Here is a 13,534-nt window from a genome sequence, read left to right as displayed (position 1 = left end):
GTCAGGCGCTCGTGAGGATCACGAGCCGCTGCGTCGCCCGGGTCATCGCGACGTAGCGGTCGACCGCCCCCTCGATGCCGGTGCCGAAGGACTCGGGGTCGACGAGCACGACGAGGTCGAACTCGAGTCCCTTCGCGAGCTCGGGGGTCAGCGTCCTGACGCGCGGCGGAACCCGGGACGCCCCGCCGCTGCCGCCGAGGCCGGTTGCCGCGCCGTCGCGTGCGATCACGCACGCGGTGCCCTCGGCGTGCTCGACGAGCCAGGCCTCGAGGATCCCGTCGAGCTCGGCCACCGAACCGCGGGCGACCGGGATGCCGCTGCTGCGCACCGACGTCGGCACGTTGGCGTCGGGAATCGCCGCCCTGATGACCGGCTCCGCCTCGGCCATGACCTCCTCGGGCGTGCGGTAGTTGATCGTGAGGTCGGCGAGGGCGACGTGGTCGAGCCCGACGCGAGCGAGGCGCTCCTCCCATGACTCGGTGAACCCGTGCCTGGCCTGGGCGCGGTCGCCGACGATCGTGAGGCTGCGTGACGGGCACCGGGAGAGCACCATCCGCCACTCGGCATCCGTCAACTCCTGGGCCTCGTCGACGACGATGTGGGCGAAGGGACCGGCGAGCTCGTCGGCATCGCGGGTCGGCAGTTCGGCCTCGTCGATCAGCGAGAACTGCACGTCCTGCCCGCGGAGCATCGACATGACCCCCTCGCCGTCGTCGTGCACCTGCGATTCGATCAGGTCGTCGATGACCCGCGACATTTCCTCGCGCTGGGCGGCCGCGGCGGCCTCGCGCCGGCGTCGGACGCGTGATGCCTCGGGGTCGCCGATGCGCTGCCGGGCCGCGTCGAGGTACGGGAGGTCGGCGACGGTCCAGGCTCGAGGCTCGGGCCGCTGCAGCACCTCCGCCTCGTCGCTCGAGAGCCACGGTGCGCAGCGCCGCAGGTACGCGGGCACCGACCACAGGTCGGCGATGACGCCGGCCGGGTCGAGCACCGGCCATGCGCGGTTGAAGGTCGTGCGCAGTTCGCGGCTGTCGGCGAGCGCGGCGCGGAGCTCGTCGGGCTCCACGTCGTCGTCGTGCCGGTCGCTCAGGATGCTCAGCAGCTCCTCCCAGACCTGCAGGCGCCCCTCGTTGTGCGGGGTGCCCGGCTCGGGGGCGTCGAACGCCTCCGCCCAGTCGTCGGCATCGACCAGCACATCAGCCCACGGCGTCTCGACCGTCATGCTCGAGCGAGGCGGTCGCTCGTAGTATCCGACCGCGTGCTCGACGGCCTGCACGAGCTCGGCCGACGACTTCGCTCGGGCGACCTCGGGGTCCGGCTCGACCGCGGCGGACGCCCCCTCGGGCACGAGGTCGCGGAGCGTGCACGTCTCGACGCCCTCCTCACCGAGGCCGGGCAGGATGTCGGCGACGTAGTCGAGGTACGGCTGGTGCGGTCCGATGAACAGCACGCCGCCGCGGCGGTGCCCGAGTCGCGAATCGGAGTACAGCAGGTAGGCGGTGCGGTGCAGCGCGACGACGGTCTTCCCGGTGCCCGGTCCTCCGTCGACGACGAGGGCGCCGCGGGAGCCCGCGCGAATGATCGCGTCCTGATCGGCCTGGATGGTGCCGAGCACGTCCTGCATCCGTGCAGAGCGTGAGCCGCCGAGGCTCGCGATGAACGCGGACTGATCGTCGAGCGCCGCGTGCCCGACGAGCGCGTCGGCGGTGAACACCTCGTCCCAGTAATCGGTGATGCGGCCGCGGGTCCAGCGGTACCTGCGGCGGCTCGTCAGACCCATCGGGTCGCCGTGCGTCGCACCGAAGAACGGCTCGGCGGCGGGGGAGCGCCAATCGATGAGCAGTCGGCGGCCGTCGGGTGCAGTGAGACCGAGTCGACCGATGTACACGGGCTCACCCCCGTCGGCGTCGACGATCCGACCGAGGCACAGGTCGAGGCCGAAGCGGCGGAGGGTGCGCAGGCGCCCGGAGAGGCGGTGGATCTCGAGGTCGCGGTCGAGCGCCGCCTGGCCGCTCCCGCCGGGCGATCTCAGTTCGACCGCGAGTCGGTCGGAGACCTCGGCGATGGAATGCCGGAGGGCGTCCGCGATGGCGGCGAAGTGCTCCTCGTCTCCGGCGATGAGGGCCGGATCGGCTTTGGCGGCGAGGGTGTCGGGCAGGTCGAATGCGTGCGAAGTCAGTGCAGCTCCTCTGTGTCGCGAGCGGATGCCTCCGGCTCGGCCGATCAGTATGCGCCGTCGAGGGGGCCTTGCCGCAAGCCCCCCTCCCCGCGATATCCTGAGAGTGGAGAGCACGAGTGCTCTCCTTTTTCGTGCCGCGAATCATCCGTTCGCGAGCGCGGATCATTCACCTCCCGTGCGAATCATCTGTTGTAGGTGATGCGGCCGGAGCCATGGCGCGGTTGCCTGTCAGACGGACGCAGGTCTCGGCGAGCGGAGGAGATGACGAGATGGACTACACCGATCGGCTTCGACGGCTCTCGATCAACGACGACCGTCTCGCCGAGGATCTCGATGAGGTCGTCGACGGTCCCGGTCGACTGGACCCGAAGTCGTTGGCCCTCGCACGCATCGCCGCGCTCGTCTCGATCGGCGGAGCGGAGCCGTCGTTCGGCGCGCAGGTCGATGCGGCCATCAGCGCCGGCAGCACGGCGGCGCAGATCGTGGACGTGCTGGTCGGGGTCATCCCCGTCGTCGGGCTCCCGCGCGTCGTCGCCGCCGCGCCGAAGGTCGCCCTCGCCCTCGGCCACGACGTCGACGTCGACGCCTTCGGCGACCAACCCTCCCGGTGAGCGGGCGGGTCAGAGTCCGGAGCCGAGCAGCCCGAGCTGCGTTGCACGGTCGACCGCCTCGCTCCGGGCGGAGACGCCGAGCTTTCGATAGATCGACCCGAGTTCGGAGCTCACGGTGTTGCGCGAGACGAAGAGCCGCTCTCCGATCTCCCGAACCGTGAGATGGGTCTGCAGATAGGGCAGCAGGCGGAGCTCCGCAGGCGTGAGGGGAGGGCCGCCCTGCTCGCCCTGCTGCTCGCTCGCGGCGACGAAGCGGCGGAAGTCGTCGACCTGGTCGACGAGCGCGCCGAGATCGGGCCGGATGAGCAGGATGTCGTCGATCTCCCGCAGCAGGTGATGAGCGGTCGAGTGATCGGCGATCGCCCAGTGGACCTTGGCGAGCTGCAGGCGCGCCCGCACGGCGAGGTACGGGATCGCATCGGTGCAGGCCGGGCGGGCGCGCATCGCACGGGTGAGTTCTCGGCGCACGGCGACGAGATCACCGCGGTGGAGTGCGAGTCGTGCGGACTGCGTGAATGCGAGCACCGCGGTCGCATAGTCGTCCATGTGCTGTTCGTCGACCGCGTCGAGTGCCGTCGTGAGGTGCGCGGTGGCATCGTCCCACCGGCCGTCATCCATCGACAGCAGGGCGAGCTCGGCCGTCGAGAGGATCAGGCCCTCGGCGTTGCCCGTCGCCGACGCGATGGCGGCGCTCTCGCCGAGTGCCGTTGCCGCACCCTCGGTGTCGCCGATGAGCAGGCGCGCTTCGCCCAGCAGCAGGAGCGCCTGATCGCGCCACGGGCTCCAGCCCGGTTCGGCCGCGCACGCGAACTCGGCGTCGGTCAGGGCCTGTGCGGGGCCGGCAGGACACATCACCGAGCGGAGCATCGCGCGAGCGGACTCGAACGAGGCGGACCCGTCGTCTGGCCGCCCCTCGTAGGTGACGCGCTCGAGCACGGACGCCCATCGCGCCGCCTCCGTGGCCTGCCCCGAGAGCGCCATGACCCACCCCGCGAGCACGGCCAGGGGCGGGTAGCCCTCGATCGCCGGGTCGCCGATCGCCGTCATCCAGCGCTGCACGGTCGCGAACTGTCCGGCCTGATAGCTCGGCAGCGCCGTCGCGGCGATCAGGCGAACGGTGCGTGCACGTTCGTCGGGCTGATCGAGCAGGAGTTCGATCGCCATCGCGGGCGAGCCCTGCTGCTCGAACCAGCTCGCCGCGCGACTCTGCAGCGCGGGCAGCGCCTCGGGCTCGAGCCGGCGGAGTTCGCCGAGCAGGAACTCGCGGTAGAGCGCGTGGTAGCGGTACCAGCCCCTGCTGCGGTCGAGCGGCACGATGAAGACGTTGGACGCGTCGAGTTCCTGCAGCATCGACTGGGCGTCGTGCGTCTCGAGGACGGCGTCGCAGAGGGGCGCCGAAATGGCATCGAGCACCGCCGTGCGACGCAGGAACCGCTGCTGGTGCTCCGGAAGGGTGACGAGCGACTCCCGGTAGAGGTAGTCGGCGACGTAGCGGTCGTCGCCCGAGACCGTCTTGGGCGCCTCGCCGACCTCCTCTGCGATCGCCGCCGCGAGCACGACGCCGACCGGCCACCCTTCGGTGCGTTCGACGAGTTCGGCCGCGTCCTCGGGTGAGAGCGGCACCTGCGTGCCGGCGAAGATCGCTCGGGCGCCGGCCTCGTCGAGCGCCAGATCGTTCGCCGTGATGGCGAAGGCATCGCCGTCCGCGCGAGCTCGCGGCAGGTGCTGCTGCTCGCCGCGGCTGGCCGCGACGAGTTGGGATCCGGCGGGGATCCCCGCGAAGACCACGCTCAACACGTCGTGACAGGCGGGATCGCGCAGTTCCTGCAGATCGTCGAGCATCAGCACGAACGGGTGCGGCGCGTGACGCAGCGCGGTGGCGAGCAGCGGCGCTCCGCGGCCGAGCAGTGCGGCGGCGTGGCCCGTGACCCGTTGCGGCAGCCGGGCGGCGCCGGGCTCGATGCGGGCGAAGGCTTCGGCGAGGAGCGTCAGCAGCGCTGCCGGGTCGTCGTCGTACCGATCGAGCGACACCCATGCCACCGGGCGGCTGTCACGGCGCGCCCACTCGGCGAGCAGGCTCGACTTCCCGTATCCGGCGGGGGCGGTGACGCCGACGAATCGACGCCCGCTCGAGCGAGCCGCCTCGATCTGCGCGGCGCGGCTGACGTAGCCCCGGGCCGGTGGCTCCGGGGCTGACAGCTTGGCGTCGAGCAGCTGTTGTTCGAGCTCGACTTCCGGCGTCTCCGCCGACAGGGCATCACCGCGCACGGTCGAAGCATATTGATCGGCGGTGCCGGCAACAACGCCCCGATCCGGGTGTCGGGATACTGCTGGAGGCGGTCGCGCACCGGGAACGGCCGCGGAACCGCGGAAACCGTCAATCATGCGATCTGAATGATGCCCTGCGAGCCGATCAGCGCCACGCTGACGAGTGTTCAACCGAATCGCCGGCCGACGCACTCGTCGACGGCGCCGAGCAGGAGGGCAAACGATCATGAGCACTGTTCCACAGCAGACCGGGTGGATCGGATGGATCGGCTTCGCGGCCATCATCCTCATCCTCAACGGTGCGTTCAGCGCCCTTCAGGCGTTCATCGCACTGCTCGGCTCCAACACCTACTACGCGGCCACTGAAGAGGGGCTCTTCCTCTTCGACATCACGGGCTGGGGATGGTGGAACCTCATCATCGGGCTGCTGCTCGTGCTCACTGGTGTCGCGCTCCTCTCGGGTGCGACCTGGGCGCGGGTCGTCGCGATCATCGTCGTCTCCCTGAGCGCACTCGGACAGCTGCTCCTCATTCCGGCGCAGCCGTGGTGGTCGGTCATCGTCATCGGCATCGACATCCTCGTGATCTACGCGATCACCGCCCACGGCCGGGAGCTCGCGCAGGCGAACGGATAGTCGCCGCCGAACTCGAGACTGCCGCAGGCACTGGGACCGGGGGGTCCAGTGCCTGCGGCCATGTCGTGCCGCGATCACCGACCGGTCGCGACCGCCTCGATGGAATCGGTCGGCGTTGCTGCGGCGTGCGCCGCGTCATCCGTGCGCTTCGGCCGGATCAGCACGATCGCCAGCACGCAACCGATGAGCATCGCGATGCCCGCGGCGACGAAGGCCGCCGAGTAGCCGCTCACGAACGCCTCGAGCTGACTCGCCCCACCGGTGACGACGACACCGTCGGCAGCCGCCGCGTACGCCGTCGTGAAGATCGACAGGCCGAGCGAGCCGCCGATCTGCATCGCCGCGTTGACGGTCGCGCTCGCTGCTCCGGCGTCATGCGCGGCGACCCCGGCGAGTGCGAGGTTCTGCATGGGCACGAAGAGCATCGACATGCCGATGCCGAGCAGCACGAGCGCGGGCAGCACCTGCACGAGATAGTCGCCTCCCACGGTGATGAGGCTCAGGAGGAACAGGCCGGATGCCGCGAACAGCGGGCCCGCGATCATGAGGGGGCGAGCGCCGAACCGCGACAGGAACCGGGTCGCGAGCGGAGCGACGAGCGCGATCACGATCGTCAGCGGCAGGCTCGCGAGACCGGCCTGCAACGGCGAGAAGTCGAGCACGATCTGCAGGTGGAACGTCAGGTAGACGGTGGCGCCGATCATGACGCTGCCGGCGATCGCCTGCAGCAGGAATGCGCCGCCGCGCACCCGGTCGAGCACGATGCGGAGCGGCAGCAGCGGTTGTGCGACACGCGACTCGATCCAGACGAAGGCGACGAGCAGTGCGATGCCGACCGTGATGAAACCGATGGTGCCGAGCGAGACCCAGCTCTCCTCGGCGAGCGTGAACCCGAAGACGAGGGAGGCGAGGCCGAGGGCGACGGTGACGACGCCGAGCCAGTCGTAGCGGTTGTCGCCCTCCGCCCTGCTCTCGCTGACGAGCACCGCTCCGGCGACGATGCCCACGATCACGACGGGCACGTTGACGAGCAGGCACCACCGCCAGTCGACGAACTCCGTGAGCAGGCCGCCGAGCACGAGTCCCACTCCGGCACCGGCTCCGGCGACCGAACCGAACACTGCGAACGCGGTGTTGCGTTCCCTGCCGCCGGGGAACGTCATGGTCAGCAGCGCGAGTGCCGCCGGCGCCATCATGGCGGCGAACACGCCCTGCAGGCCGCGGGCCAGGATCAGCTCGCTGCCGCTCTGGGCGATGCCGCCGATGACGGATGCCACGCCGAAGCCCGCCATGCCGACGAGGTACGTGCGCTTGCGGCCCCAGTAGTCGGCGATGCGGCCGCCGAGCAGGAGCAGCGCCCCGAACGAGAGCGCGTAGGCGGTGACGACCCACTGGCGCTCGGAATCGCTGAGCCCGAGGGCGATCTGGGCCTGCGGGAGCGCGATGTTCACGATCGTGCCGTCGAGCACGACGACGAGCTGCGTCAGCGCGAGGATCACGAGGACCCACCAGCGCCGAGAGGAGGGATTGGACATGGGCGTAGCCGAACCTTTCGGAGAGAACGCGTGAGTTCCGGGGTTTCCAGCCCGGATCGTTGCGCGCTCATCAGCGGCTCGACCACGCCAACCTCGGGGTTGGCCAGATGTCGAGGATATCAGCGGGGTCGTCTCCGAAGGCCCGACCGACTGCCTCACAGCGCCATAGGCTGTGGGCATGCAGAGGGAGACCGAGGGCTTCGGCATCGCCGTCGCGCAGTTCGTGCCGAACGACGACGCGGCACGCAATCGTGCCGAGATCGAGCGGCTCGCCGCGCTCGCCGTGGCGCGCGGCGCGGGCCTCGTGGTCTTCCCCGAGTACTCGAGCCACTTCACGCCTCAACCCGATGAGGGGTGGCTCGCGGCGGCCGAATCGCTCGGGGGAGCGTTCACGACGCATCTCGCCGCGGTCGCCGATCGACTCGGCGTGCACCTCGTCGCCGGCATGATCGAACGGCTCGACCGCGAAGCGGACGCCGTCGACGACCGACGAGTGGCGAACACCGTTGTCGCGGTCGCGCCCGGCGAGGGCATCGTCGCCACTTATCGCAAGCTGCACCTCTACGACGCGTTCGGGCAGCAGGAGTCGGCCTGGGTCGCGCCCGGGGCGATCGAGGAGCCCGAGACCTTCGAGGCCGGGGGCATCCGCTTCGGCCTGCAGACCTGCTACGACGCGAGATTCCCCGAGGTCACGCGCCGCATCGTCGACGCCGGCGCCGATGTCGTGTGCATGCCGGCCGAGTGGGTGCGCGGCCCGCTGAAGGAGTCGCACTGGCGGGTGCTCACGACCGCACGGGCGCTCGAGAACACGATCTACGTCGCGGCGGCCGACCACGCGCCGCCGATCAGCGCGGGCAACAGCATGATCGTCGATCCGATGGGCGTCGAGCTCGTCACGATCGGCGAGACGACCGATGTCGCGGTCGCCTGGATCTCGAAGGAGCGCATCGACGCGGTGCGCAGGGTGAATCCCGCGCTTTCGCTGCGGCGCTTCACCGTCACCCCGCGCTGAGCCGGGCGAGCCGGGCGGAGGCCTCCTCGAGCACTTCGTGCCGCTTGCAGAACGCGAAGCGCACGAGGCTCGCGTAGTCGCCCTGGCGATCGGGGTGCACGAACGCCGTGACCGGCACGCCGACGACGCCCGCGAGCCCGGGCAGGGCGCGGCAGAGCTCGGCGCCGTCGGCGAACCCGAGCGGCGCGGCATCCGCGATGACGAAGTACCCCGCCCGGGGCAGCGAGAGCGCGAAGCCGGCGGTCTCGAGGCCCGCGGCGAGCAGGTCGCGCTTGGCCGCGAGGGTTGCCGCGGCATCCGTGAAGAAGGCGTCGGGCAGGCCGAGCCCCGTTGCGATCGCGGGCTGGAACGGGGCGCCGTTGACGTAGGTCAGGTACTGCTTCACCGCGAGCACGGCGGTCACGAGCGGTGCGGGCGCGGTGATCCAGCCCACCTTCCACCCGGTGGTCGAGAAGGTCTTGCCGCCCGACGAGATCGAGATCGTGCGCTCACGGGCGCCCGGCAGGGTCGCGATGGGGGTGTGCGCCGCCCCGAACACGAGGTGCTCGTAGACCTCGTCGGTGACGATCAGCGCGTCGTGCCGATCGGCGAGCTCGACGATCAGTGCGAGCGTCTCGGTGTCGAGCACCGCTCCCGTCGGGTTGTGCGGCGAGTTGACGAGGATCACGCGCGTGCGGTCGGTCACCGCCGCGCGCAGCTCGTCGTGATCGGGCCGCCAACCGGCGCTGGAACCGGCGCCCGGCTCGCCCGCCCGCGGTTCACGGGTCCAGTGCAGCGGCACCGTGCGATGCACACCGCCGGCGCGGGCGATGATCGCGGCGTAGGCGTCGTAGTACGGCTCGAACGTCACGACCTCGTCGCCGGTGTCGACGAAGGCGAGCAGGGTGGCCGCGAGGGCCTCCGTCGCGCCCGCCGTCACGAGCACCTCGGATGCCGCGTCGAGCTCGATGCCGTACCACCGGCGCTGATGGGCGGCGATGGCCTCGCGCAGCACCGGCATGCCGGGGCCCGGCGGGTACTGGTTCACGCCGTCGGCGATCGCCTGCCGAGCGGCCTCGAGCACCTCGGCCGGGCCGTCTTCGTCGGGGAAGCCCTGGCCGAGGTTGATCGCACCCGTGCGCATGGCCAGCGCGCTCATCTCTGCGAAGATCGTCGGCGCGATCGAGCCGTCGGCGGCGAGGAGGCCGGCGCCGGCCGCGGTGCGCTGCCAGGGCGCGAGGCCCGCAGCGGGGGAGAAGTCGCTCACGCTCTCACCGTACGCGAGGGTGGTGCCGGTACGCTGGCGCAGGCAGCGGAGCTCCCGGCGCGGCATTCGGAGAAATCCCGGCGTGGGGATAGCAGAGTCATAGACTCCGCCGATCGGGCACACAGCTTGCTTGGGGATGCTGGCATCGCTTGGAAGGAGCACACCATGACCGACACCACGAACGGAGCCGCGGGGGAGCCCCGCGAGGACGACGTCACGCCGACGCCCGCGGCAGCCGAGAACGCTGCGCCCGTCACCCCTGAGACTTCCGCCGCAGCGAACGAGACCGCGGCGCTGAGCGAGGCCCCCACCCCCGACGTCGCGCCGACGGATGTCGCGGCACCCGCCGCGCCCGAGACCCCGGCACCCGCTGCCCCGGCAGCCGCGCCGGCGACCGCGCCCGCTGCCCCGGCAGCCGCGCCGGCGACCGCGCCCGCTGCCCCGGCAGCCGCGCCCGCGGCACCCGCCGCACCTGCGGCACCGGCGGCACCGGCGGCACCCGCCGCTCCGGTCGCGCCCGCCGCGACCGGTACCGTCTACGAGCCCGGCCAGGAGCCGCAGCCGTACAGCGCCCCCCAGTACACGAAGCAGCCCGCCCAGCCCGTGGCCGCCGCACCCGCGCAGCCCGGCCAGGTGCCGCCCGCATTCGGCGGACCCGCAGCACCCCAGCCCCAGACGCAGCCGACCGTGCCGCTCACCGGCCTCCCGGCCGAGGGCGCCGCACCGGCGGCGCCCAAGCAGCGCCGCGTCGGACTCGGCGTCGCCGCCGCGATCGTCGCCGCCGCCCTCATCGGCGGCGCGTCGGGAGCGGGCATCACCGCCCTGCTCACGAACGACAACGGCACGCCCTCGAGCGATGCCGCGAACTCCGCGCAGAACATCGTGGTCAACGACACCGACTCGGTGAACCAGATCACCGCCGTGGCCGCCAAGGCGAGCCCGAGCGTGGTCACCATCTCGGTCTCGGGCGGCCAGGCCGGCGGCACCGGCTCGGGCATCATCCTCTCCGAGGACGGCTACGTGCTGACGAACACCCACGTCGTGACGCTCGACGGCGCGACCGGCGACCCGACCATCCAGGTCAAGACGAACGACGGCCACCTCTACACGGCCGAGCTCGTGGGCACCGACCCGCTCTCCGACCTCGCGGTCATCAAGCTGGTCGACGCCTCCGACCTCACGCCCCTCGAGTTCGCCGACTCCGACAAGCTCAACGTCGGTGACACCGCGATCGCGATCGGTGCGCCGCTCGGCCTCTCGGGCACCGTCACCAACGGCATCGTCAGCGCGCTCAACCGCTCGATCGACGTGGCCTCGTCGGCTGCGCCGACCACGCCCGACGACGCGCAGGGCGACAGCGGCGACCAGGGCGAGGAGCCCGCCCCCGGCGACGAGGGCAGCCCGTTCGACTTCTTCTTCGACCTGCCCGACCCCGAGGGCGGCGAGACCCCGCAGCAGCCGAGCGCTTCGACGGGTCAGGTGTCGCTCCCGGTCATCCAGACGGATGCCGCGATCAACCCGGGCAACTCCGGTGGGGCGCTCGTCGACTCCGACGGCAAGCTCATCGGCGTGAACGTCGCGATCCTCTCGACCGGCGGCTCGGCCGAGGGCGAGACCGCCGGCAACATCGGCGTCGGCTTCGCCGTGCCGTCGAACCTGGCCAAGCGCATCGCCGACGAGATCATCGAGAGCGGCTCGGCCACGCACGGGCTCCTCGGCGCCACCGTGACCTCGGCCGAGGCCGACGGCTCGAGCGACACCGTCGGCGCGCTGATCGCCGAGACGCCCGATGGCGGCGCGGCCGCCGCCGCAGGCCTGCAGAAGGGCGATGTCGTCACCGAGTTCAACGGGGTGCCGATCACCGACCAGACCGACCTCACCGCTCAGGTCCGGGCGCTGCCCGGTGGCGCGAAGGCCGAGCTGACCTTCACGCGCGACGGCGAGTCGCAGACGGTCACCGTGACCCTCGGCACCTTCGAGGGCTGATCGACCACGACCGACCGGCGGGTCCGGGTCCCAACGGACCCGGGCCCGCCTTCGTGCGCCAGCGGTCGCTCGAAGGCGCTGCTGCTAGGCTCGATCGACCCGAGCGACGAGTGAGGAACATGCCCGAGAACCACCCTGAAGCGATGCCCGCATCGCTCCTCGGCGTCTCCTACGTCATGCCGGTGCTCAACGATGCCTCCCACGTCCGCGCCGCGGTCGAGTCGATCCTCGCGCAGGACTACACCGGTCCCGTCGAGGTGCTCATCGCGCTCGGCCCGTCGATCGACGGCACGAACGAGCTGGTCGCCGATCTGGCGGCACGCGACGACCGAGTGCGCGTGCTCGAGAACGAGATCGGCTCGACGCCGGCCGGGCTCAACATCGGCATCCGCGCGGCGCGGTACCCCGTCGTCGTGCGGGTCGACTCGCACTCGATGCTGCCGCCCGACTACGCGCGCATCGCCGTCGACGAGCTCGAACGCACCGGAGCCGACAACGTCGGCGGCGTGATGGACGCCCGCGGCGAGACCCCGTTCGAGCAGGCCGTCGCCCTCGCCTACACGACGAAGGTCGGCCTCGGCGGCTCCGCGTTCCACGTCGGCGGCTCTGCGGGCCCGGCCGACACCGTCTACCTCGGGGTGTTCCGGCGCGACGCGCTCCTGCGCGTCGGACTCTTCGACGAGACCATCAAGCGCGGCCAGGACTGGGAGCTGAACCGGCGCCTTCGCGAGACCGGCGGCGTCGTGTGGTTCACCCCGCGGCTCGCAGTGACCTACCGGCCGCGGTCGACCTTCGACCGGCTCGCACGGCAGATGTTCTCCACCGGACTCTGGCGCGGCGAACTCGCACGTCGATTCCCGTCGGCGAACGGCATCCGCTACTTCGTGCCGCCCGCGATGGTGCTCGGCGTCGCGCTCGGCCTGATCTTCGGCATCGCCGGCCTCGTGCAGGCCGCGCTCGGAGCGACGCCCTGGCTGCTCCTCGGCTTCATCGTCCCGGTCGTGTACGTGCTCTTCGTGCTCGCGGCGACGCTCGTGTACGCGAGCGGGCGCGGCGTACGCACCGCGGCGCGGTTTCTCGTAGTGTTGCCGTGCATACACGTCTCGTGGGGAGTGGGCTTCGTGCTCGGATACCTGTCGCTGACGAGCAACATCGCCAGGCACACGGGAAGGTGACACGGATGTCGCAGACCGGTCCGGTCACCACGAGACCCACCAGCATCGCTCAGCTCCGCGAGGTGACGCAGCCGCCCGAAGTGCGCGGTCGCCGCAACGCCGAGCACTGGACGGCGTCGCTGTACCTGCGCAAGCTCTCGCCGTACCTCACGTGGATGCTGCTGAAGACCCCGATCTCCGCGAACGGCGTGACCGGTCTCATGATCCTCGTGGGCTGGTCGACCGCCGCGGCCCTCCTGATCCCCGGCATCTGGGGCGCGCTGCTCGCGGTCGTGCTCGGCCAGTTGCAGATGCTCGTCGACTGCTGCGACGGCGAGGTCGCTCGATGGCGTCGCACCTCCTCGCCTGCGGGCGTGTTCCTCGACAAGGTCGGGCACTACACGACCGAGGCGCTCATCCCGATCGCGCTCGGCATCCGTGCGGCCGCCTACCCGCTCGAGTTCCCGGCCGACTTCCTCTGGACGACGATCGCCGCGCTCCTCGCGCTCGTGATCGTGCTCAACAAGGCGCTCAACGACATGGTGCACGTCGCCCGTGCGAACGCCGGGCTCGCGAAGCTCGCCGACACCCACGGCGAGACCGCGCCGCGCGGCGGACTCGTGGCCAAGCTCCGCAAGGCCGCCCGATTCCTGCCGTTCCACCGCCTGTACCACTCGGTCGAGCTCACGCTCATCGCGTTCGCCGCAGCGGTGGTCGGGCTGTTCGCCGGGCAGCCGATGACCGACCGGGTCGTGCTCGCCGTGCTGCTGCCGCTCGCCCTGCTCTCCGTGATCGGGCACTTCGTCGCGATCATGTCCTCCCGTCGTGTCCGGTCCTGACTCTCTGCCGGTCGAGCCCGACTCTCTGCGGGTTGAGCCTGTCGAAACCGACGAGCAGGTCCCGACACGC

Annotated in this window: 10 protein-coding genes; 6 read left to right on the top strand and 4 right to left on the bottom strand. The window is 71.3% G+C overall.

Features of this window, described 5'->3' with window-relative positions; all coding sequences use genetic code 11:
- Position 1 precedes the first annotated feature (1 nt).
- Positions 2-2,179, bottom strand: a complete 2,178-nt coding sequence (helR, locus tag BUR99_RS15930) for an RNA polymerase recycling motor ATPase HelR (RefSeq protein WP_074261636.1) — start codon at positions 2,177-2,179, stop codon at positions 2-4.
- Positions 2,180-2,448: 269 nt separating this feature from the next.
- Here helR and BUR99_RS15925 point away from each other — a divergent pair, with 269 nt between their 5' ends.
- Positions 2,449-2,790 (top strand): carboxymuconolactone decarboxylase family protein, encoded by a 342-nt coding sequence (locus BUR99_RS15925; RefSeq protein WP_074261339.1) that lies wholly within the window; start codon positions 2,449-2,451, stop codon positions 2,788-2,790.
- A 9-nt stretch (positions 2,791-2,799) separates the two neighbouring features.
- On the opposite strand, the gene BUR99_RS15920 is transcribed toward BUR99_RS15925, so the two are convergent.
- Entirely contained in the window at positions 2,800-5,058 is a 2,259-nt protein-coding gene (locus BUR99_RS15920; RefSeq protein ID WP_074261338.1) for a LuxR family transcriptional regulator, read from the bottom strand.
- Between the two features lie 226 nt (positions 5,059-5,284).
- Between BUR99_RS15920 and BUR99_RS15915 the strand changes: the two genes are divergently transcribed.
- Entirely contained in the window at positions 5,285-5,692 is a 408-nt protein-coding gene (locus BUR99_RS15915; protein WP_074261337.1) for a DUF7144 family membrane protein, read from the top strand.
- Positions 5,693-5,766: 74 nt separating this feature from the next.
- Here BUR99_RS15915 and BUR99_RS15910 read toward each other — a convergent pair whose 3' ends face one another.
- The gene (locus tag BUR99_RS15910; protein ID WP_074261336.1) at positions 5,767-7,227 is read right to left on the bottom strand and encodes an MFS transporter; all 1,461 of its coding nucleotides are present in this window, start codon (positions 7,225-7,227) and stop codon (positions 5,767-5,769) included.
- 178 nt (positions 7,228-7,405) lie between these two features.
- Between BUR99_RS15910 and BUR99_RS15905 the strand changes: the two genes are divergently transcribed.
- Positions 7,406-8,239, top strand: coding sequence for a carbon-nitrogen hydrolase family protein (locus BUR99_RS15905; RefSeq protein ID WP_074261635.1), 834 nt, complete (start codon positions 7,406-7,408; stop codon positions 8,237-8,239).
- Here BUR99_RS15905 and BUR99_RS15900 read toward each other — a convergent pair.
- Complete coding sequence (locus tag BUR99_RS15900; protein ID WP_074261634.1) at positions 8,226-9,485, bottom strand: aminotransferase class I/II-fold pyridoxal phosphate-dependent enzyme; 1,260 nt, start codon at positions 9,483-9,485, stop codon at positions 8,226-8,228. The genes BUR99_RS15905 and BUR99_RS15900 overlap by 14 nt on opposite strands.
- 165 nt (positions 9,486-9,650) lie before the next feature.
- On the opposite strand from BUR99_RS15900, the gene BUR99_RS15895 reads away from it, so the two are divergent.
- The 3 genes from BUR99_RS15895 to BUR99_RS15885 all read left to right on the top strand — a co-directional run bounded on the left by BUR99_RS15895 (position 9,651) and on the right by BUR99_RS15885 (position 13,464).
- Entirely contained in the window at positions 9,651-11,471 is a 1,821-nt protein-coding gene (locus BUR99_RS15895; protein WP_074261335.1) for a S1C family serine protease, read from the top strand.
- A gap of 143 nt (positions 11,472-11,614) precedes the next feature.
- Positions 11,615-12,646: a glycosyltransferase family 2 protein gene (locus tag BUR99_RS15890; RefSeq protein WP_234980887.1), complete on the top strand. Its 1,032-nt coding sequence runs from the start codon at positions 11,615-11,617 to the stop codon at positions 12,644-12,646.
- A 5-nt stretch (positions 12,647-12,651) separates the two neighbouring features.
- Positions 12,652-13,464, top strand: a complete 813-nt coding sequence (locus BUR99_RS15885; protein WP_074261333.1) for a CDP-alcohol phosphatidyltransferase family protein — start codon at positions 12,652-12,654, stop codon at positions 13,462-13,464.
- Positions 13,465-13,534 lie beyond the last annotated feature (70 nt).

This window comes from Agromyces cerinus subsp. cerinus (assembly GCF_900142065.1).
Lineage (GTDB): Bacteria > Actinomycetota > Actinomycetes > Actinomycetales > Microbacteriaceae > Agromyces > Agromyces cerinus.
Note: the sequence above shows the minus strand (reverse complement) of the source record. Positions and strands in the feature narration are given on the sequence as shown.